The organism is Sedimentibacter sp. (genome assembly GCF_038562225.1).
GTDB lineage: Bacteria > Bacillota > Clostridia > Tissierellales > Sedimentibacteraceae > Sedimentibacter.
On record NZ_JBCFAS010000001.1, the window covers coordinates 1,208,517 to 1,230,367 of the forward strand.

Genomic DNA, 21,851 nt, shown 5'->3' on the forward strand with positions numbered 1-21,851 from the left:
GACGATTGAATATTTTGTCGAAATAATGTAAAATTAAATGACTAATGAAATGTTATGTGAAAGGAGTGGATTCATGTTTACTATAGACAAATATATTCTTGCCGAAAGCCTGGACCAGGCATACGAACTTAACCAGAGCAGGCGAAACGCCATAATAGGCGGAATGCTTTGGCTTAAAATGGGCAGGAAAAAAATCGGCACAGCCATTGACCTGTCCTCCTTAGGCCTGAACCTCATAGAAGAAGACGATGAAAACTTCAGAATAGGCAGCATGTGCACATTGAGACAGCTGGAACTTCACGAAGGTTTAAATAGCAATTTCAACAATTTGTTCAGTGACGCCCTTGGGCACATTGTTGGAGTTCAGATGCGAAATCTGGCAACAGTAGGCGGAAGCATCTTCTCCAGGTTTGGATTTTCCGACCTGCTTACAGCGCTCATGTCTCTTGACTGCAGCGTGGAGCTGTTCAAAAAGGGCATTGTTTCCCTTGAAGAATATGCAATCATGCCTTACGACAAGGACATAGTGGTAAGGATAATCATTAAGAAGGACGGAAGAAAGACAAGCTGCATGAGCCAGAGAATGAGCTCCTCAGATTTTCCGGTGCTCGTTTGTGCCGTTTCAAAAAACGGAAATTTCTGGAAAGCTTCCATGGGAGGCCGTCCGGGGAAGGCTGTTTTAAAAACCTTTGAACTGGGAGATAATCCGAGCGCAGAAGAAATTGACAAAGCCGTTTCTAAAGCTGTTTCAGAAACACCGTTCGGCTCAAACATGAGAGGAAGCAGCAGGTACAGGCAGCTGCTTGCCCATGTGCTCATAAAAAGAAACATAGGCTCCATAATCAGGGGAGGTCAGCATGCAGATTAAATTATGGATAAACAACAGAGAGTTTAATGACGACATTGCACCTGACAAGCTTCTCATTGATTATGTGAGAGAAAAGGGCTTTTTGAGCGTAAAGAGAGGATGCGAAACATCTAACTGCGGTTTGTGCACTGTCATGCTTGAATACAAGCCCGTGCTTTCTTGTTCTGTGCTGGCGGTCCGAGCTCATGGTCTTCATGTTACGACAATAGAAGGTCTTGAAAAGGAAGCAGCAGAATTCGGAGGTTTTTTGGCAGACGAGGGAGCCGAGCAATGCGGTTTCTGCAGCCCCGGTTTCATCATGAACGTACTCGCCATGAAAAACGAGCTTGTGAACCCCACAGAAGGTGAAATAAAAAAATATCTTGAAGGAAACCTGTGCCGCTGCACGGGTTATCAGGGACAATTAAGAGCAATAAAAAAATATTTAAGCGGTGTAAAGGAGGATTAGCATGAATTATGTTAACAAAGGCGTAAGAAAAAAGGATGCTATGGCTCTTGTTACAGGCAAACCAGTTTACACCGATGACATGGCTCCCGCAAACTGCCTGATTGTAAAGCTTCTCAGGAGCCCTCACGCTCACGCAGCAATTGAGGAAATAGACACGGAAAAAGCAAAAAAAGTACCGGGCATCGAATGTGTACTGACATACAAGGATGTACCCAGGACAAGATTCACCACTGCGGGGCAGACTTTCCCGGAATTCAGCCCCTACGACAGGGCCATACTGGACAATCTCTTAAGATGCGTCGGTGATCCTGTTACTATTGTGGCCGGATCCGATGAAAAATCCGTGGACAGGGCCTTGAGTCTCATTAAGGTTAAATACAATGTGCTTGAACCTGTACTTGATTTCAGAAAGGCTAAGGACAACAGCATAATAGTGCACCCTGAAGATGATTTCAAATCGCTGGTGGACGTCGGTGCAGACAGCAGGAGAAATTTGTGTGCATCTGAAACATTCGAGTTTGGAAACGCTGAGGAAGAGCTTAAAAAATGCTCCCGCATAGTGGAACAGACCTATCATACGAAGCAAAACCACCAGACTGCCATGGAAACATTCAGGACATACACATACATGGATGCCTACGGAAGGCTGAACATTTTAAGTTCTACGCAGGTACCCTTTCACATAAGAAGAATAATGGCAAACGCCCTTGACATACCCAAGTCCATGATTCGCGTAATCAAACCGAGAATAGGCGGAGGCTTCGGCTCCAAGCAGTCCTCTGTAAGCGAGATGTTCCCCGCAGTTGTTACATGGCTTACAGGTAAACCCGCAAAAATTGTTTTCTCCAGAAAAGAAAGTCTCACCAACGGCAGCCCCAGACACGAAAGCCAGATAAAAATCCGTCTGGGGGCAGACGATGATGGCTATATCAAAGCTATACACATGGACACCCTGTGGAATGCCGGAGCTTATGGAGACCACGGTCCCACAACCGTAGGATTGGCCGGCCACAAGGCAATGACCATTTACAACAAGGCAGCAGCCTACAAGTTCAATTATGATGTGGTGTACACAAATACCATGGGCGGAGGAGCTTACCGCGGATACGGAGCCACTCAGGGATTCTTTGCACTGGAATCAGCCATAAATGAGCTTGCTCAAGAACTACACATGGATCCCACGGAGCTTAGAATGAAGAACATGCTCACTCAGGGTCAGGTCGGAAACGTCATGCCTACCTACTACAACGAAATGCTCAGAAGCTGTACACTGGACCAGTGCCTCTTAAGGGCAAAGGAAATGATAGGCTGGGACGAAAAATATCCATGCAGGGACCTGGGCAACGGGAAAGTAAGATCCGTAGGGGTGGCCGTTGCAATGCAAGGTTCCGGAATATCCAACGTAGATGTGGGGGCTGTGGAAATGAGACTTTCTGACGACGGCTTCTACACACTGATGGTGGGAGCCACAGACATGGGAACAGGCTGCGACACAATTCTGTCCCAGATTGCAGCAGACTGCCTGGACACGGATATGGATAACATTGCAGTGCACGGAGTTGACACTGACCTGTCACCTTATGACACCGGGTCCTACGCTTCAAGCACTACCTACATCACCGGCATGGCAGTGGTTAAAACCTGTGATACCCTCAGAAAGAAAATTGTGGCTGAGGGTGCAAGACTTCTGGGCTGCAGTCCGGAAGAGGCAGAATTTGACGGCAAGGAAGTGTCCTGTAATGAGGGGCTTAAAAAAATATCTCTCAGAGACATTGCCAACAGCAGCATGGTTGGCGTAAACAGTTACCTCACAGCAACGGAGTCAAACTACTCTCCCACATCCCCTCCTCCGTTTATGGCAGGCATCGTTGAGATAGAGCTTGACAAACAAACGGGAAAGGTAGAGATTATTGATTACGCTGCAGCAGTTGACTGCGGAACTCCAATAAATCCAAACCTGGCAAGAATTCAGACAGAAGGCGGCATAGTTCAAGGAATAGGAATGACACTGTTTGAGGACATAATCTATGACAAAGCCGGAAGAATGATGAACGACTCCTTCATGCAGTACAAGATACCTTCCCGCATAGATGCAGGCACCATAAGGGTCGAATTCGAATCCAGCTACGAGCCAACAGGACCATTCGGAGCAAAATCAATCGGAGAGATTGTTATAAACACTCCGGCGCCGGCCATAGCAAACGCCATATACAACGCAACAGGTCTGAACTTCAGGGAACTTCCCATAACAGCTGAAAAAATAGCTCTCGCGCTGCTTGAAAAACAAAAATAAGAGCACTGAAAAACAAAAATCAGGAATGAAAATTCCTGATTTTTATATGTTTTTTATTCTTTTTAAAATCTCTGCTGCTTCAAGAACACCTCCGCCGATGGCTCTTGCCTTGTCCGATATGGTAAAACAGTTTTCATACTCATCTTCCCTGGGATCCACATCTCCAATCTTGAAGTTGGAAGTTACCTTTGTTCCGTCTCTCAAAAGGCCTCTGATTATGCCGTCAATTTTTGCCCTTACAATCATGCCGCCTGTTTCACCCACAACATCGCCTTTTTTTACCCTGTCGCCTATTTCAAGGGATGTACTGAATATACCCCCGCATGGGGAATAAAGCACCCTTTCCATGCTCAATCCTTTCACGATTCCTGGAATTTGGGTGTTCGGTTCGGCTTCACCTTCAAAATATATTCTTCCCAAATTGTGTCCTCTGTTGCTTTCTACCACAGCATCCACATCACTGCCAGCAGTGAAGCCCGGTCCCACGGCAATTGTTATGGGAGCCAGATCCCTGCTCATGCCTGTATTTTTCTTGGCAATTATACAGTCCACAACTATTTTGGGCTTTAATTTCTTTATGTACGCACCTTCAGGGTCCACAACGGCTGCAACCTTGTCTTCCTGCCATGCTTTGTAAATTTCTTCTATGCTTTCCGCACGGACGCACACTATGTCTTCAACTGCTTTGTGTCCCCTGAAGATTGCTTCCGACAGGGAAACTGCCCTTCTGATGGCCGTGGGTTTTTCAACTTCAAGTATGAGGACGCGAAACCCACAGCGGTGAAGCTTTTGAACAACTCCGGTCGCAATGTCTCCTCCTCCTTTTATAATCACCATATCCTTATTCATATGCACCTTCGATGCCAATCGTTCGTAATCTTCAGCTGTATCAATGTCAAGAAGCTCCTGTTCGCTTTTGATTTCAACCGTCAATACAGAGCCAGAATTGGAACTTATGACGGCTTTTCCGCCTGTATCCCCTTCAAGAGACAACAGCTGCCCCTTTAAAGCTTCAGGAAAAATGACCGGATTACCCCTTCTGCCTTTACAGACTGGCATCACTATTTTTTGGGGATTGTTCTCAAACGTCCTTAAAAGCTCTTTTATTGTCTCAGCCGTCAGCAGCGGCTGGTCTGCCACAAAAAACATGTACCCATCTGATTGTTCAAGGTTTTTAAGCCCCAGCACCACAGATTTGCTCTGTCCCCGGTCGTATTCAGGGTTCTTGACACCCTTGAATCCAAGCTCTGAGGCTGATTTTAATATTTCATGGTCCCATGACACCACTGCAGTATCATAAAAGTCACACTGCGAAACTTTTTCCAGCACATGCATGTACATAGGCTTATTTCCAACAATCATTCGAAGTTTTTCGGCTTTCATCCTTTTCGACATTCCGGAAGCCATTACAACAGCGCTAACCTTCATAAAAAACACCGTCCTTCAGTGAGCCTAGGCACACCTTAAAATCAAGTGGATTGCCCACAACATTTTTCTTCAGGTAAGAAGCCAATTCAAATGCCTTCTTCAATTTCTGGTCCTCGTCTGCCCTGTTGATGAAAAAAAACAATCTTCCTCTTGAATTTTTAAATATTCCTTCCATGTGGGAACAGATATTCCCAACAGTCTCCATGTCTGCCTTGTCCTTGTTTCCGGTCATTAGCATAAACTTTTCATAGCCGTACACATTTTCATGGGTTACCTGTGCATCAAGCATGTCTATGGGAAATATCCCGATGGTCTTTGTTGTTTTTTCTAGAACCGGCGGCTCGTGATCCTTCCATCCTTTCAGCGGGAGATTGCGGGAACCGTCAGATTCTATAAGAACAACATGGAAGTCGCCTGCCAGCCTGTCAGCATCACTGTCATCAATTCCCAGAAGCTTTTGCTCCTTTTGCATTATACCCTTTGAAACAACAACCGTCCCTTTTGTTATACCCAATTCGGCATCAAAATAATCTTCCAAACAGGTAAAAACATAGTCGCAGTCTCCAGCCTTAGGGACGTATATCTTTGTGCTTGTGGTTAGAAGAACCTTGCAGTGCTTTCCCAGCTCTTTACCCAACAGAAAAAGAAGGGATGTCTTCCCTCCTGTTCCGACGATTGACACAACGTCGCCTTTTTCTATTTCAAATATTTCAGTCAAGGATTTCATAAGGCCTCTTAATTTTTGTTTTCGATTGCTTCCCTTTCAGCTTTTTCCTGGGCTATGGTTTTCTTTGGAAGCAGTATGTTCAGCAGGAACACTACCACTGTTGCCATTACTACCGGAGAGCTGGTGAACACCATTCTGAACCATTGAGGCATGTACTGAAGTCCCTGCGCCGGAATCTGGGTTATGCCCATTCCCAGGGCAATTCCAAGTCCTACGATGGTAGTGTTTCTTACTGACATCTCGTCCTGAACGATGAGTTTCATCCCTGTCATTGTAATCTGGGCAAAGACAGAAATAGTCGCCCCTCCTATGACGCACTGCGGAATTGACGTCATGACAGCTCCGAACTTCGGTACAAATCCTGCTGCCAGAATCATGAGAGCAGTGAGCCCCACTACCTTTCGGCTTACAACCTTCGTCATTGCCACAATGCCTACATTCTGGCTGTATGTTGCCGTGGGCAGTGCCCCTATGAATGAGCCTATGATGCTGACTACCCCGTTTGCCTTTATACCTCCGGATATTTCCTCATCAGTGGCCTCCCTGTCTATTCCGCCCACTGTTGTTCCTGACAGATCACCAACAGCCTGCACGGAATTGACAACATACATAACTGCCATGGTAGCAACCGCAGAAGGGATGAATTCCAGTTTGAAAGGCATGATCTTCGGGAAATTGAAGACCGATGCGGACACTATGGATTCGTATGACACAATTCCTGCCGCAAGACTTGCGGCGTATCCCACAGCAATTCCAATCAGTATGGCTGCAAGCTTAATGTAGCCTTTTCCATATGTGTTGCACAGGAGAACCGTTGCCAATGTCAGCACTGCAATGCCCCAGTAAACAAGACCGCCGTACCTGGGATCTGTTGACTGAAAGCCTCCTGCCATGTAGTTGACCGCAACTCTGTAAAGTGAAAGACCGATGGTAAAGACAACAGTTCCGGCTACCATAGGCGGAAACAGCTTTCTTATTTTCCTGATGAAAATTCCTACTATAAAAGCCACAACACCTCCTACCAGCTGAGAACCGAATATGGCACCGATGCCGAGTTCCTGTCCTATAGCCAGAAGTGTAGGTATGTATGCAAAGCTTAAGCCCATGACAACAGGCAGCTTTGCTCCGACTTTCATGACGGGATAAAGCTGAAGAAGCGTAGCAATGGCGGCAATGAACATGCCTGCCTGAACAAGCTGAATCTTAAGCTCAGGAGCCAGCTGAAGAGTGTTGGCCAACACTAGGGCCGGCAGCGTATTGCCGACTATCATTGCAAGCAGATGCTGCATAGCCAGCGGCATAGCTGTTTTGAGAGCAGGCTTTCCATCTATGTGGAACAAAGATGTGTTAATTGAAATATCTTTTTTCATATATCCTTCCTGTTATAACGAATATTTTTATATTTTTTTCGGATTTAATCCGTCATTCTAACTTAATTATACATATTTCTACAATTAATTTCAATAAAATATTAATATTTCGATTATTTTGTCAGCGTAAGCGTGCGCAAAAAAACCGGACATATGCCCGGCTTTCTAATTAATCATTGATACCTAAAACCCGTTTCTCTTTTTTGAATCTGCGTAATATACGTTCAGCTTCCTGAAGTTGTTCACCCACAGGTAAATTACGAAGGGAACAAACAAAACCATCAGCAGGTCAATCTGCGACATGAGAATGAAATCAAAAATACCGTGGAGAACGGCAGGAACCGTCAGGGATTTTTTGAAATAAAACTGACTTTCCTCCTCTGTCATGGCAAACTTGGCCATTGAAAGATAGTACCCCATGGTTACGGCAAAAAGCATGTGTGCAGGCACGGAAATTATTGCCCGGTAAAACCCAACGGACTCAACATCTGCAAACCTGAACACAACGTACATGACGTTTTCTATGGTAGCAAAACCAAGGGCAGCTATTACGCAATACACAATGCCGTCAAGCTTTTCGTCAAATACGGGATTGAAGTATACATACTTCAGCACAACCTGCCTCTTCATGTATTCCTCTGTAAATCCTGCAACGATGAACGCAGTGTAAGCAACTCCCAGCAGTCCCGGAAACACGTTGAAAAACGACAGGATGTTTTCCACAAATACGGTTGGAATAACAGAAATTATCCCCATAACAAACACCTTCAGAAGTACTCTCACAGGCTCCCTGTCGTGCCTGTCAAACAAGTAAATGAACAAACCCAGAGCAATGCCGGGAGTAACAGCCGTCACAAACAAATTTATATTCATGTTTCACCTCAAAATTTTTCACATGCGCTTATTCTTCAATAATATAACAATATTATTCCAGGTGCAAACTTTTTGTGAAAAATTAGTGAAAATTCCAAAATTTAAGCTGCCTCATCCTTAACTCTTTTCCTGCCGTCCAGGTAAATTTCTGAAATTGTTGATATGGGACAAATTGTACACCAGGTTCTAGGCTTGTAAACAAATGCCATCGCGAGACCTAAAAACGATGTGGTCATCATCATGGAATAGAATCTGTAGGCAAGGTGCGTCAGCCAGCCCGCCATGCCCTGCAGCTCAAACATCTGCGGAAGTTTGAACGGTATGCGGAAATAAATCATAAATCTCAGCTGTTCCAAAGGATTCATAGCTCCCGAAGCTACTCTCAGTGTTGACATTGTTATGAAGAACAGGCTTATGCCGAAATAAGCCAGCATTATATGCTTCATGTTGCCCTTTATGAAGTAAGCAGGAGTCTTCATTGAATACTTGCTTGTAAGCTTTCCTGCTTTAGTATAAAGATTTGCTCGGGGGCAGTACCCCTGGCAGTAGGTTTTTCTGTTGGTTTTAACCAGAAGGATCAGCGGCAGCATCATGCAGATGAGCCCTAAAAGGGAAAAGTGTATGTTCACAAACCCCAGAGCAAAGTATACCAGGTTTATTATGAACAGAAATTTGTTGTTCTTTAAATTCTTGAAAAAATTAGTCATCGATACCTCCAAATGCAATTTCAGGGCAAAAAAATAATACAATCAATAATTTCGGTGTGAATTTTTCTCATCGTATAAATTATTTAATTGTACATTTTTTTATCTTTCCTGTGACATAACCGATATCGTATTATACTTTCCAAGATACACAATTTCAGTGATTAAATCACAAATTTAGCTTAACAGACTCTGCACCCTTTCCATTATCATGGAAAATTCCTTTGTATGAGCTACTTCCTCAATTTTCCTGGGCTTTTCAGGGATTTGTGTGTACTCCTTAACATTAAGGCTCAGGTATTTTACATCCAGCCACTTGTCGAACTTGTAACCTACGTTTTTCAGAACCCCCACTGTTTCAAAGCCAAGAGAACTGTGTATCTTTTCGCTTTTTACGTTGGGCATTGTAACCACTCCGTACACATTTCTGTATCCAAGCAGCTCCGCAAGCTCAATCAGGGCTATGTACAAAGCCTTGCCTATATTCTGCCCCTGATGCCCGGGTTCTATGTATATTGAAGATTCAACGGACCAGTCGTATGCTTCTCTTTCCCTGAATCGTGATATGTAGGCATATCCTGCCACACGACCGTCATCCTCGCATACAAGCAGCGGAAATGTCCTTTGAATTTTAGCCATCCTATCACAGAATTCCTCTGCTGACGGCACCTTGTACTCAAATGTGATGCATGTATCTGTAATAAAAGGTTTGTAAATCTCTAATATAGAATAATAATCGTCTTCATGGGCCAGTCTGATCTTGAAACTGTTCACGCTCTCCCTCCTCAACCTTTGTAATACTACTAATAATACTGCACCTTCCTATTTTTTTCAACAAAAATATAAAGAGTTAACTCAATTTCCTGTTTAATTATAAATTTTCTCCTACTCACGCAACGCAGCAATGTCCGACCGAATAAAAAAGTTGCTCCGCAACTCCGCTAGGGGGACTTACGTCCCCCTTTCCTATTATATAAAAAAGACAAATTAAGCAAGCTTAATTCATCCTACAGTTTCATCTATGCTGAGTATTCCGTTAAAATACAGGTTAAATCTGACAGGTTGTTCAGTCTTGGTTATTTCTATACAAAAATCAGTGCTGTCTGACACGGGAAATCCTATCTTTTTCCTGCTTATAAGATTGCCGTCAAGGTCAATGAGCACGTACTCATTGTTCCCTGCGTCTTCCACGGCTTCGTTGGTGCAGAAATGAACAATGAAAACTTTTTTGTCCAGATTCTCGTTGTATATTATGCTGTAATCCTTTATGAAATTACGGCAAAAGTCGAAAATTTCCGGTTCAACCCGGAACATTTTGTTTTTGCCGAACATGCTGCATGCTCTCTTATAGTCAGCACTGCATCTGAATATTACATTTTTCATGTATTTTATGGGAACCGGTTCGTCGATAAGCATTTCAGCGCTACTTTTTCTTTGCATGGACAATAGACCCGTTTGAGAGTCAGAAGGCACACTCTTATTAAAAACAGAATTCCAGTCAATTTTTTTGCTGAAGAACTCATGATCCGTACCAAACTTCGTGTACATGGAATGGGCATCACCGTCGGAAAAAATGGACAGGTCAAAACATATAAGGTCTTCGCAAAACAGCAGATAAACCGGAACCTCAAGATTCGCAGACTGATTTTTTGGTGCATCATAGTAAAAGCGTGTGCAGCTCTTCACGTCGTTCTGTGCGGTTTCCCACCCGGGACACGCGTCCATGAAATCTATGTTGTTTGCATAGCACAGTGCCCTGCTGCAAAGATAGCCAATATCAATTATTGATTTTAAATTGGAAAATTCAGTAAAATGAAAAAGTCCCTTGAATCCGTAGTCTTCGCTCAGCTTTTTTATTTCTTCCTTAAGCTTATGGCAATCACCTTTCACGCAAACTCCCCCTAATATCTGTTAGTTAATTTATATTAGGGAAGTTCCCGTTTATGTGATTAAATTTTGCTTATCAGACTTTATTCCGTGTACTCCCTTGACTGCTCAAGTCCCTTGAGAACCCTCAGCACTCCGAGAGCCAGAGATTCCATTTCATTTTCACCGGGCATTACTTCAACCGGAGCAATGAACTCAACCCTTTCCCTGATCATGTCAGTCATTTTTTTGGAGTATGCTATGCCTCCTGTAAGGATTATTGCATCCACCCTGCCTTTCAGCACTGTGGACAGTTCGCCGATACCCTTGGCAATCTGGTAGGCCATGGCTTCATAGACAAGCTGTGCTTCCTGATTTCCATCTTCTATCATCCTTTCCACTTCTCTGGCATCGGTGGTGCCCAGGTATCCTTTAAGCCCTCCGTTGCCGCTGAGCATTTTTGAAACCTCTTTCCTGCTGTACTTTCCTGAAAAGCACAGATCCACAAGAGCCCTGCAGTGCACCCTTCCCGAACGCTCAGGAGAAAAAGGTCCTTCGTCGTCTGAAATAATGTCTGACAGATTTCCTTTTTCATATACACTTAAAGACACTCCACCTCCCATATGGGCAACTATGAAGTTCATGTCAGTATAGTTTCTGCCGTGCTTTTTTGCGGCCTTAATGGCCATGGCTCTTGAGTTCAGCACATGGCTGGTGCTTTGCCTGGGTATTTCCGGCATGCCGGAAATCCTCGCCACATCTTTAAGCTCATCCACTTTTACAGAATCATAGATGTATGCATTTTTGCCGATTGATGATGCTATCTCAAATGCAATCAGAGCTCCGAGGTTTGACGCATGCTCCAGCACGGGATTGTTTCTCAGCCTGTTAACCATCAGCTCATTTACCCTGTAGGCTCCGGACTTTACGGGGGGCAGCATTCCTCCCCTTCCCACAACCGCATCCAGCGTACCGGCGTCAAAGCCGTTGTCCTTTAAAAATGAAAGCACCACATCCCTGCGCATCTGAAACTGGTCCACCACCCTGTCGTACTTCTCCATTTCAGATACTGGATGGTCAAGTGTCTTTACCAGTATCTCCTGCCCATCTTCATAAAGCGCAATCTTCGTTGAAGTGGAGCCGGGGTTTATTGCAAGTATTCTGTATCCCATAATTTCTCCTTTAAGATGACTTTGCCGGCTTTTCCTTCTTGGCAAATGCCAGCAGAAGCCCTAATGCAATTGATAAGAATGCGGAAACCAAAACCCTGATTTCTGACGGAAGCATGAACACAACAGTGTGTGCAGGAATCCAGAACATTGTGCATGTCTTCGCCCAGCTGAACTGGACCAGAGTATGCCAGTCAAGTCTGTCAACAAGGCTGCTCAGAGTTATTTTTCTTTTAGATTCATATTTTGCATCTATGAACAGATCCATGAATTTGTGAAATACCATCATCATAGGTCCGAATGTCAGGTTCATGACAGCACTTCCGAAAAATGCCTGAGCAATTCTTGATCCTGCAAAGGGAAGCAATCCCTTGGACTGTGCTGCTCCTGCACCATCCATGAACAAGGTGAACATCAGGGTGACCATCATCCCAATTACACCCCATCCTATTGCCCTGTACACAACGCCTTCGGGAATCACATACTTGCCCTTAACGAGCCTTGTTCCAAGCAAATCTCCCATTGTAGCCAAAATCATAAATTTAATAAATCCTCCCATGTACGGATGGGCTCCTGTAACAGCCATAAATGACTGTCTTGATGTCGGCACTGCCAGCATCACTATCCAAGCGAGAAGCGCTGCTCCCCACAATAAATCTCCTTTTTTCATAATCTCTCCTATGTTTTATTATAAAAATCTAATGTTCCAGAATCCATATTAAAATTATGTTCGGGATTTTTCCCGAACATACATTATACAAGATTTTTTCCTGCCTCCAAGGCTTTCAGATTTATGTCAAGCAGTCTTTCCTTGATGTTTTCTTTCAGGATTTTCTCCCAGTCTATCTCTTCAAGCCCCATGGCTTTGATTATGGCTCCCAGAAGTATGACGTTCATTACCTTGGGACTTCCCAGTTTCTCTGCTTCGCCTGCCGCGTCTATTACTGTCGTATTTGCTCTGTTTGTGAGCGTTTCAAGGGCATTTGAAGGATATTCGGCTTTCCCTGAAAGTATAGGCATGGATGCAATTTCAAAATTATTCACCACGACCTTTCCCTGAGGCTTAATGTAGTTAAGATACCTTAAGGCCTCCATCTTTTCAAATGAAATCAGAATATCGGCTCCCCCCAGTTCAATGACAGGTGATTCGACTTTTTCACCGTACCTTACATGAGATGAAACAGATCCTCCCCTCTGGCTCATGCCGTGGATTTCGCTCATCTTCACATCATAGCCTGCTTCCATAAGTCCAATGGTCAAAAGTTTGCTGGCAAGGATCGTTCCCTGTCCGCCTACTCCTACCAACAATATGCTCTTTGTCATTTATGCTTCCACCTTTCCTATTGCTTCCACAGGACATACCTGGGCACATACTTCGCATCCTACACAAGTGTTGAGGTCTATGGATGCTTTCTTTTCCGATTTGTCAAAACTAATGGCAGGGCAGCCTGTCCTGGTGCACGCCTTGCAGCCAATGCACCTTTCGGGATCAACAGCGCATTTTGAATTGAAGGCGCCCTTGAATTCTTCCTTGTCTTCGGAGGAGAACTTTTTAAGAACGCATGGCCATCTGGTTATTATGACAGAGGGCTCATCAAGGTTCAGTGCCCAGTCAAGAGCAGTCTTCACCGCCTTAAGGTCATTGGGATTTATCACTGCCACATTTTTGAAGCCTATGGCTCTGACTATCTTTTCAATATCGATGGAAACGGTCTTGTCTCCCTGAAGTGTGTAACCTGAACCCGGGTTTTCCTGATGTCCTGTCATGCCTGTGATGCGGTTGTCAAGTATTACGTTAACCGTGTTGGAATTGTTGTACATGACGTTTATAAGCGAGTTAATGCCCGTATGGAAGAAGGTTGAGTCTCCCAGACAGGATACAACGCGCATTTTACTGTCTTTCTGCATGTTGAAAACCTTCTGGGCTCCATGTCCCACACTCATGCTTGCTCCCATGCAGATGTTGTGGTCCGTGCAGTTGTACGGATAGGAAAATGCCAAGGAGTAACAGCCTATGTCACCGGACACCAAGACATTCTTTCTTTTACCAAGTTCGTAGTAGAATCCTCTGTGCGGACATCCTGCACATAGTGTGGGAGGCCTTGAAACAACTTCCTTCTCGTCATATTGAACAGTTGGCAGTATTTCTCCGAATACGGATTTTCTGATTACCTCCGGCAGTTTTTCTCCAAAAGGCGGGAAAGTTCCTTTGCCTGAGCATTCAAATCCTAAGATCCTTACCTGCTCCTCAATGTAAGGATCGTTTTCTTCAATTACGTATATTTTTTCTACCTTTGAACAGAATTTCCGGATCTTTTCATCAGGAAGAGGCTGGGTGAACCCTAGCTTCAGGTAAGATACCGAGTTGCCGAAAACCTCCCTTGCGTAGCTGTAACATACGCCCGATGTAATCACTCCTGTCTTTGTACCGTTCCATTCAATGAAGTTCAATGGGGTGGAATTTGAGAATTCCAGAAGACTTTTCTGCCTTTCTTCCACCTTTGCCCTCAGCTTTCTGGCTATGGCCGGAACAGACACAAACTTGTTTACGTCTTTCTTGTATTCTATTATTTCCTTTTCGATTCTGTCAGAACATTCTACGATGCCCTTGGAATGACAAACCCTTGTTGTCATTCTCAGAAGTACCGGCGTGTCAAATCTTTCGCTTAAGTCTAAGGCTTCCTTTGTCATGTCCTTTGCTTCCTGCGCATCTGAAGGTTCAAGCATGGGTATCTTTGCGAATTTTGCATAATTTCTGTTGTCCTGTTCGTTTTGTGATGAGTGCTGACCGGGCTCATCAGCTGAAACCAGAACCAGTCCTCCATAGACGCCGGTGTATGAGAATGTGAACAGAGGGTCTGCAGCTACGTTTACGCCCACATGCTTCATGGCTGCCAGTGACCTTGCTCCTGCCATGGAAGCTCCGATTGCCGTTTCCAGAGCCACTTTTTCGTTTACTGCCCATTCGGCTGCGATGTTGTCCTTGTACAATGCCACATTTTCCAATATCTCTGTGCTTGGAGTTCCCGGATAAGCCGAAGCATATCTTACGCCGGCTTCATAGGCGCCGCGTGCCACGGCTTCGTTGCCTGTCATTAACTTTTTCATTGTAACGCTCCTTTTTCATTTATATTTTAAGCATTGCAACAATCGTGCCAAAAAAACAGCGGCTGAAATCATTGATTTTAATGGTTCCAGTCCGCCGCAGCCTGCATTTACGTTTTAAAAAATGGACATTGTTTTATTTTTTAGACATGTCTTTTCCTGAATTGATCTTGTTCCACAGGGAAGACCGACTTATGCCCAGCATCCGTGATATCTGGTTCTTGCTCATCCCCTGCTCCTCAAGCATGTTTATAACCTTCTGTTCCACGTATCTGTCGATTTCCTTCAGGTCAAGTATTGCGCCAACGTCTTGATGACAGCTGTCTCTTGGCTCATCCTTACCTGGTTCGCTGTCTCCTGTTACAGCATCATCCCTGGTTAAGCCCTCCGACTCAAGATCAAATTCTCCAAATATTATAAACCTCTTGGCAATGTTTTTAAGTTCTCTTACATTTCCAGGCCAGGAGTATTGAAGAAGCCTTTTCTCCAGTTCCGTGCCTACTTCAGGAATATCCTGTTCTTTAGCATACTCTTTAAGATAGTGAATGAAAAGTGTTATGATGTCCTTCTTTCTGTCCCTGAGGGGAGGTATGTGCAGCTCCAGTATATTCAGCCTGTAAAACAGGTCGCTTCTGAAGCTTCCGTCATTTACCTTATCCTTCAGACTTTCATTGGCTGCCGCCAGTATTCTCACATCAAGCGGTATGACGTAGTCTGAGCCTATTCTCATCACTTCCTTTTCCTCCAGAACCCTCAAAAGCTTTGACTGCAGATTGAGAGACACGCTGTTGATCTCGTCAAGAAAAATGGTTCCCCCGTGAGCAAGCTCAAAAAGACCCGGCTTGCCTCCCTTGCGGGCTCCTGTGAAAGCTCCTTCCTCATAACCGAACAGTTCGCTTTCCAAAAGGCTTTCAGTAAGGGCCGCACAGTTTACCGCTACAAAAGGTTCATCCCTGCGGTCGCTGATGTTGTGAATGCTTTGGGCTATCATTTCCTTGCCTGTTCCGCTTTCTCCGTAAATGATTGACGTGCTGTCGGACATGCCTATTTTCACTGCCTTGGCCAGAGTTTCCTTCATGTTTCTGTCAGATGCTATTATATCCGTAAACTTGAACTTTGCAACCAGCCCTTTCTTGTTAAGCTCATACCTGATTTTCTTTTCCAGATTCTGAAGCTTTGTTATGTCCTGGAAGGAACAGATTACACCCACAGTCTGACCTTCTATGTCCAGCATGGATATGTTGGCCGTAACCACTACCTTCTTCAGATGTATTATTTCATTGTACCTGTTCTCTTTGCGGCATAGAACTTCCATGACCAAAGAAAGCTCCGGAAAAACTGCGGTAAGGCTGTGGCCGAGCACATCGTGCCGGTCTTTTTTCAGCAGTTCACGCGCCCTTTCGTTGCAGAGTATTATGCTGCCGCAGCTGTCCACGGCAACCACAGCGTCGTGCACTCCGTCAAGTGTTGTGTTCAATATTTCATTTTTGTATTTCTGATCGTAAAGGCTGTCTACTATCTCCCATGCCCTGGAAACAGCATCCTGTACGGAATCATCGCTTGCTGCAATGTGTACGTAGTTTAAGTTGTAGTTTTGTGCTATGCTGCAAGGAATTCCTCCTCCCACAATCACCACGTCCCTCTTGTCAAACACGTAGCTGCTGATTATTCCTTCTATCTTATTCTGGTGGTCAAATTCTTCTATTATCACGCCGCAGTTTATCAGATCTCCCCATTCACTTACGTCAAAGCTTTCCATGTGCGAAAGAACCAGGACTATTTCCTTCTTGTACTTTTTTGCTGTTTTTATGGCATGAAGTATGTCAAGAGTGGATATTTTAAGCTGTATAACAGGAACCCCTACCCTGCCCACCGTATGGGAATATCCTCCGCTTCTTGCTATTATAGCCCTGGCTCCTTTTTTCTCAAGCATTATTCCCTGACCGTCAATGTTTTCAGGATCAAGAATTTCAATGATTATGCTGCCGTCTTCCACCTGCTGTTCGTAAAATTTTATGATTAGATCCTTAAGTTCCTGATTGTTTGCAATGATTCCTATTTTTCTTCCCATTTGTTTCTCCCGCACCGTTTTTTATATTATACAACATAAGATAAATTTACGGAACTATTTTATACATTTATAAAGCTGTACAAAAAGGTACAAATAAAAAAGGACTGTACGCCCTCAGAATGACAAGTTAGGAAGTAACTTTGTCTTCAAACTGATGGTTGTATGCCCTTATTTGATTATTTGGCTGCGGAAGCCGAAAGAACCAGTGACAGATATTTTTCTTCTGATGTGGCACCTCTTGATGTCAAAACCACAGGAACCTTTGCTCCGACTATCATGCCGGCCATTTTTCCGTGTGCGAGCTCAAGTATGGCCTTGCTCATGATGTTTCCGGTGGTAATGTTTGGTGCTATAAGGATGTCCGCATCTCCCGTAACAGGCGAAACGAAACCTTTGATGGCTGCTGATTCACTGCTCAGCGTAAGGTCTACGGATATTGGTCCTTCCACTATGCAGTTTTTAATTTCACCGTTCTGATTCATTTTCTTAAGCATGTCAGCATCGACAGTTTCAGGCATTTTGGGATTAACGGTTTCAACAGCTGCAAGAACGGCAACTTTTGGGCATTCATATCCCATAGCCAGGAACACATCCACAGCGTTTTCTATTATCTGCTTCTTTTCTTCAACATCCGGATACATCATCATTCCGCCGTCGGTAACCGATATGAGTTTGTGGTATGAAGGAACTTCGAGTATTGCCACATGCGACATTACCTTGCCTGTTCTCAGCCCCTTTTCCTTGCTGACAACTGCTTTTAGAAGGTCTGCTGTCTGAAGCTTTCCTTTCATTATGAAATCAGCCTTGCCCGTGTTTATGAGCTCCACCGTTTTCTCGGCGGCTTCCTGGTCACTTTCTGTATTGATAATGGTGTTTTCGTCGAATTCAACTTTGAGACTTCTTATAATTTCAACTATCTTTTCCTTGTTTCCCACCAGCACCGGCTCCACCAGTTTGTCCTGCATGGCTCTGAATACGGCTTCCAGGGTATGCTCGTCATGGGCAGCAGCCACTGCAACTCTTTTTTTAGTATCGTTGTTTTGAACTTTAGCAATCAATTCATGAAAATTTCTTAATTCCATTTCATCCTCCTAACTATTCATCCAGTCATCTTTTGCTTATTATAGCACAGTGGCATCTTATATTCAACGTTTTCACAGACCATAGAAACAAAAAGAAAAAGGCACGAATGCCTCAATCTATGTTTTTGACATTAAGTGCCCTGAATGAATTCAGTATTGCTATTATTGCAACTCCCACATCGGCAAATACTGCAGCCCACATGGATGCAAATCCCAGTGCCGATAATAGAAGTATCAGAAGCTTGACTCCGATTGCAAAAACAATGTTCTGAAATGCGATGCTCAAAGTCTTCTGCGATATTTTAATGGCTGTGGCAATCTTTGAGGGTTCATCGGTCATTATTACAATGTCCGCTGCTTCTATGGCTGCATCCGAACCCAGACCTCCCATGGCTATGCCTATGTCCGCCCTGGCCAGTACCGGTGCGTCATTTATGCCGTCACCAACAAATACGAGATTTCCTTTTTCGGTTTTTTCCTTCAGAAGCTCTTCGACCTTGTCCACCTTGTCCTCCGGCAGAAGCTCCCAATAAGCCTTGTCGAGACCAAGCTCCACTGCTGTCTTCTCGCCTGCAATCCTTGCGTCGCCTGTAAGCATTACCGTCTTATGAATGCCGGCTTTTTTCAGCTTTTCGACTGCATCCTTTGAATCTTCCTTGATTTCATCGGCTATGACTATAAATCCTGCATATTTTCTGTCAACTGCAGCATGAACCACTGTGCCTGCCACTTCCAGCTTCCGGTACGGTATGTTCATCTTTTCCATGAGCTTGAAATTACCGGCAAGCACATCTTTGCCGTCTATAACAGCAGACACTCCGTGACCGGGTATTTCTTCCGCCTTGGAAATCCGTGTCGCGTCAATTTCCTTTTTGTAAGCCCTCTTAAGCGAAGATGAAATTGGATGGTTGGAATAATGTTCTGCATAAGCCGCAAGCTCTAATAGTTCCTCGTCGGTCATACCTTCCGGACGCACCTCATGAACGTTGAACACCCCCTTCGTCAGGGTTCCTGTCTTGTCAAACACGACTATTTCAGCCCTTGCAAGAGCTTCAAGATAGTTGCTTCCCTTAACGAGTATTCCTTTTTTTGATGCTCCGCCTATACCTCCGAAGAAGCTTAAGGGAACTGAAATTACCAGAGCGCAAGGACAGGATACCACCAGAAACGCCAAAGCTCTGTATACCCACGTGCTGAAGTTTTGTTCAGGAATCAACAGCGGAGGCACAGCTGCCAGAAGCACGGCAATTACTACCACTGCAGGAGTGTAGTAGCGTGCAAACCTTGTTATGAATTTTTCGGATTTTGATTTCTTGCTCCCTGCGTTCTCAACAAGATCCAGGATTTTACTCACGGTGGATTCTCCGAATTCCTTTGTGACCTCTGCCGTTATCACTCCGTTTATGTTGATGCAGCCGCTTAACAAACTGCTTCCCGCTTCAACTTCCCGGGGAACCGACTCTCCTGTCAGAGCAGAAGTGTCAAGCATGGAGCTGCCTTCTGTCACAATACCGTCCAGGGGCACCTTTTCACCGGGCTTCACAACTATGATATCTCCTATTTTTACTTCTTCGGGATCCTTCACAACCAGCTCGGAACCAACTTTGACGTTGGCATAGTCAGGTCTTATGTCCATGAGCCCAGCAATTGATTTTCTTGACTGCCCCACTGCATAGCTTTGGAAGAGTTCGCCTACCTGGTAAAAGAGCATTACTGCAGCACCTTCCGGGGCTTCCTTTATGGCAAAAGCTCCAAGGGAGGCAACAGCCATGAGAAAATTCTCATCAAACACATCTCCCCTTGAAATGTTTCTGACTGCCTCCAGCACCACATCGTAGCCTGCAAACAGGTAACTAAGTACAAAAAATATTAATTTTGCTGTTTCGTTTTTTATGATAAATGCGGCTGTAAAAAAAGCTGCACTGGCTGCCAGCCGCCTAACAAGTATTTTCATCATGCTCTCCTACATTTTTTTGAATACAACATGAGGTTCGTATTTCTTAACAATCTTTTCTGCAGCAGCTATGATGCTGGCCATTTTGTCCTCTTCGCCTTCAATTACCATCTTTGTTGTCATAAAATTTACAACGGCGCTGTCTACACCGTCCAGTGAGCTAACTTCCCTTTCGATTTTAGCTGTGCAGTTTGCGCAGTCCAGTCCTTCCAACTTAAACGTCTTTTTCATATCTTCCTCCGAATTTTTATTTTTCTTTTATATGCTCCATTCCTTTTTCAAAGATGTCCTTCACATGTTCATCCTTAAGGGAATAGAACACGGTCTTTCCTTCCTTCCTGAATTTCACCAGATCTGCCTGCTTCAGATACCTGAGCTGGTGGGAAATGGCGGACTTGGTCATGTTCAGAAGCACTGCTATGTCGCAGACGCACATTTCATGAGCATCCAGTGCAGAAATTATTTTCAGTCTTGTGCTGTCGCCCATGACCTTAAAAAAATCAGACAAATCATAAATATCCTCATCCTGCGGCATTTTGGTTCTTACATGCTCCACAACTTCTCCATGAATTACGTCACAATCGCAAAACATTTCTTCTTTTATCACATTTAACCCTCCTTTCAATTGAACAATTGCTCAACTGTTGTATTAATTATAATTGAACAACTATTCAACTGTCAAGCTGAAAATTATTTTTTATTGGTTGTACACATACAGGCATTTTTTACATATGATATTGTACAAGGCAACTTGTAATTGAGTTTGGAGATAGATAGTATGTATAAGAAATATAACAATCCAGGCACCTTGGGTAATTCAGCTTCAAGATGCGCAACATATCCATGGTGTGACCGTGAAGAAAATGAAGAAGACAGAATAAACCATATAGACTTGAGGACAACCGTATCGATAAACCAGACTGCCAATTCCACGGCCGGAGACGGCGGAGACGGCGGAGATGCAAGGGGCGGTGACGCATCCCAGGCAACAGGTCTTATAGCCATATCAGCCAATGAGATTGATGCAGAACTAGAAATACCCAGATCTGCTCCGGGTGTACCTGTAAACGGCGAAACCAGCACAGTACAGCCTCTGCAGGAGGAACCCACCGGAGCTTCAGGCGGCGATGCAGCAGGCGGAGAAGGCGGAAACGGCGGAAATGCAACTTCCAGCAACACGGCTACTGTAAGCGTGGATGTAGAAAACGTAGTGGTAATAGCAAACTCTTCAGACGGACCTCCTACGGCTTTCACCATAGGGACAAGGAACAGAAACCTGGAGATAAGAGTGGATGAAAACGGAGACACGTTTGTTAACGGCAAAAAAATGGAAGAGCAGGCCCTTGAAGACGGCACCAAAGTCATGATTTTCAAGGACAGTCAAGTAAAAAACTCATAACTGGATTTTCCTGAAACAAAAACCGAGGGCGTAAGCCCTCTTATAAGTCTGAATCAGTTCCGCGGGAAAAATCTATAATCTCTGACTGAGACATTATTGCTCCCGTTTCTTCAAATTCAACAATTTCGTCGTCTTCCAAGCCTTCTCCCTCAGGCATTTCATCTGCATCGGGGCTTGATGTTCCAAATCCTTTGTTTTCGCCTTTCTTTCCGTTCTTGTCAACAATCCAGAAGCGGTGAAAGGGTGACTTTGTACCTGCCTTCAAACCATATTTTTCAACAATCTGTTCTTCTATGGGAACCAGTCCCTCATCTGTGTTCAAAAATAATTCTTTCATGGCTGTCTCCTTACATTTATATTATATAAATTTAAGTTATTTATATTATACTAGTATTGCCTGCAAATGTAAATTTCATTATTTCGCATTAAATAATTTAATCATCTCCATGTGACTTAATCACAGATAATTTTTTTTGTTGTGATAAAATGAATCC

The 21,851-nt window shown here is 44.1% G+C and carries 21 protein-coding genes; 4 read left to right on the forward strand and 17 right to left on the reverse strand.

Annotated elements, in window-relative coordinates:
• The first annotated feature begins 73 nt into the window (after nucleotides 1-73).
• From AAGU76_RS05730 to AAGU76_RS05740, 3 genes are read left to right on the forward strand one after another with little or no spacing between them, the layout of a single operon-like run.
• Nucleotides 74-868 (forward strand): FAD binding domain-containing protein, encoded by a 795-nt coding sequence (locus AAGU76_RS05730; protein ID WP_342484482.1) that lies wholly within the window; start codon nucleotides 74-76, stop codon nucleotides 866-868.
• Nucleotides 858-1,316, forward strand: a complete 459-nt coding sequence (locus AAGU76_RS05735) for a 2Fe-2S iron-sulfur cluster-binding protein (RefSeq protein WP_342484483.1) — start codon at nucleotides 858-860, stop codon at nucleotides 1,314-1,316. The genes AAGU76_RS05730 and AAGU76_RS05735 overlap by 11 nt, the downstream gene beginning before the upstream one ends.
• A gap of 1 nt (nucleotide 1,317) precedes the next feature.
• The gene (locus tag AAGU76_RS05740; RefSeq protein WP_342484484.1) at nucleotides 1,318-3,609 is read left to right on the forward strand and encodes a molybdopterin cofactor-binding domain-containing protein; all 2,292 of its coding nucleotides are present in this window, start codon (nucleotides 1,318-1,320) and stop codon (nucleotides 3,607-3,609) included.
• Between the two features lie 42 nt (nucleotides 3,610-3,651).
• Here the strand turns inward: AAGU76_RS05740 and yqeB are convergent, their stop codons facing one another.
• The 16 genes from yqeB to AAGU76_RS05820 form a co-directional block, all read right to left on the reverse strand.
• Nucleotides 3,652-5,037 (reverse strand): selenium-dependent molybdenum cofactor biosynthesis protein YqeB, encoded by a 1,386-nt coding sequence (yqeB, locus tag AAGU76_RS05745; RefSeq protein WP_342484485.1) that lies wholly within the window; start codon nucleotides 5,035-5,037, stop codon nucleotides 3,652-3,654.
• Nucleotides 5,027-5,764: a selenium cofactor biosynthesis protein YqeC gene (gene yqeC, locus AAGU76_RS05750; RefSeq protein WP_342484486.1), complete on the reverse strand. Its 738-nt coding sequence runs from the start codon at nucleotides 5,762-5,764 to the stop codon at nucleotides 5,027-5,029. The genes yqeB and yqeC overlap by 11 nt, the downstream gene beginning before the upstream one ends.
• A gap of 8 nt (nucleotides 5,765-5,772) precedes the next feature.
• Complete coding sequence (locus tag AAGU76_RS05755) at nucleotides 5,773-7,134, reverse strand: nucleobase:cation symporter-2 family protein (RefSeq protein WP_342484487.1); 1,362 nt, start codon at nucleotides 7,132-7,134, stop codon at nucleotides 5,773-5,775.
• A 183-nt stretch (nucleotides 7,135-7,317) separates the two neighbouring features.
• On the reverse strand, nucleotides 7,318-8,007 hold the full coding sequence (locus tag AAGU76_RS05760; protein WP_342484488.1) for a PrsW family glutamic-type intramembrane protease: 690 nt from the start codon (nucleotides 8,005-8,007) through the stop codon (nucleotides 7,318-7,320).
• Nucleotides 8,008-8,108: 101 nt separating this feature from the next.
• Complete coding sequence (locus AAGU76_RS05765; protein WP_342484489.1) at nucleotides 8,109-8,714, reverse strand: 4Fe-4S binding protein; 606 nt, start codon at nucleotides 8,712-8,714, stop codon at nucleotides 8,109-8,111.
• A gap of 174 nt (nucleotides 8,715-8,888) precedes the next feature.
• A complete protein-coding gene (locus AAGU76_RS05770; protein ID WP_342484490.1) occupies nucleotides 8,889-9,485 on the reverse strand; it encodes an N-acetyltransferase family protein in 597 nt (198 codons plus the stop codon).
• A 228-nt stretch (nucleotides 9,486-9,713) separates the two neighbouring features.
• Nucleotides 9,714-10,601 (reverse strand): DarT ssDNA thymidine ADP-ribosyltransferase family protein, encoded by an 888-nt coding sequence (locus tag AAGU76_RS05775; protein ID WP_342484491.1) that lies wholly within the window; start codon nucleotides 10,599-10,601, stop codon nucleotides 9,714-9,716.
• An 80-nt stretch (nucleotides 10,602-10,681) separates the two neighbouring features.
• A complete protein-coding gene (buk, locus tag AAGU76_RS05780; RefSeq protein ID WP_342484492.1) occupies nucleotides 10,682-11,749 on the reverse strand; it encodes a butyrate kinase in 1,068 nt (355 codons plus the stop codon).
• Between the two features lie 10 nt (nucleotides 11,750-11,759).
• A complete protein-coding gene (locus AAGU76_RS05785; protein ID WP_342484493.1) occupies nucleotides 11,760-12,416 on the reverse strand; it encodes a hypothetical protein in 657 nt (218 codons plus the stop codon).
• Nucleotides 12,417-12,499: 83 nt separating this feature from the next.
• Nucleotides 12,500-13,069 carry an indolepyruvate oxidoreductase subunit beta gene (locus AAGU76_RS05790; RefSeq protein WP_342484494.1) on the reverse strand — a complete coding sequence of 190 codons (570 nt, stop codon included), beginning with the start codon at nucleotides 13,067-13,069 and terminating at the stop codon, nucleotides 12,500-12,502.
• A complete protein-coding gene (gene iorA, locus AAGU76_RS05795; RefSeq protein ID WP_342484495.1) occupies nucleotides 13,070-14,854 on the reverse strand; it encodes an indolepyruvate ferredoxin oxidoreductase subunit alpha in 1,785 nt (594 codons plus the stop codon).
• A gap of 133 nt (nucleotides 14,855-14,987) precedes the next feature.
• Nucleotides 14,988-16,922: a sigma 54-interacting transcriptional regulator gene (locus tag AAGU76_RS05800; RefSeq protein WP_342484496.1), complete on the reverse strand. Its 1,935-nt coding sequence runs from the start codon at nucleotides 16,920-16,922 to the stop codon at nucleotides 14,988-14,990.
• A 176-nt stretch (nucleotides 16,923-17,098) separates the two neighbouring features.
• The gene (locus AAGU76_RS05805) at nucleotides 17,099-18,004 is read right to left on the reverse strand and encodes a bifunctional enoyl-CoA hydratase/phosphate acetyltransferase (protein ID WP_342484497.1); all 906 of its coding nucleotides are present in this window, start codon (nucleotides 18,002-18,004) and stop codon (nucleotides 17,099-17,101) included.
• Nucleotides 18,005-18,116: 112 nt separating this feature from the next.
• Nucleotides 18,117-19,961, reverse strand: coding sequence for a heavy metal translocating P-type ATPase (locus tag AAGU76_RS05810; RefSeq protein WP_342484498.1), 1,845 nt, complete (start codon nucleotides 19,959-19,961; stop codon nucleotides 18,117-18,119).
• Between the two features lie 6 nt (nucleotides 19,962-19,967).
• Nucleotides 19,968-20,189, reverse strand: a complete 222-nt coding sequence (locus tag AAGU76_RS05815) for a cation transporter (RefSeq protein WP_342484499.1) — start codon at nucleotides 20,187-20,189, stop codon at nucleotides 19,968-19,970.
• A 16-nt stretch (nucleotides 20,190-20,205) separates the two neighbouring features.
• Entirely contained in the window at nucleotides 20,206-20,550 is a 345-nt protein-coding gene (locus AAGU76_RS05820; protein ID WP_342484686.1) for a metalloregulator ArsR/SmtB family transcription factor, read from the reverse strand.
• 186 nt (nucleotides 20,551-20,736) lie between these two features.
• Between AAGU76_RS05820 and AAGU76_RS05825 the strand changes: the two genes are divergently transcribed.
• Entirely contained in the window at nucleotides 20,737-21,357 is a 621-nt protein-coding gene (locus AAGU76_RS05825; RefSeq protein WP_342484500.1) for a hypothetical protein, read from the forward strand.
• Nucleotides 21,358-21,397: 40 nt separating this feature from the next.
• Here the strand turns inward: AAGU76_RS05825 and AAGU76_RS05830 are convergent, their stop codons facing one another.
• Nucleotides 21,398-21,694: a hypothetical protein gene (locus tag AAGU76_RS05830; protein ID WP_342484501.1), complete on the reverse strand. Its 297-nt coding sequence runs from the start codon at nucleotides 21,692-21,694 to the stop codon at nucleotides 21,398-21,400.
• Nucleotides 21,695-21,851 lie beyond the last annotated feature (157 nt).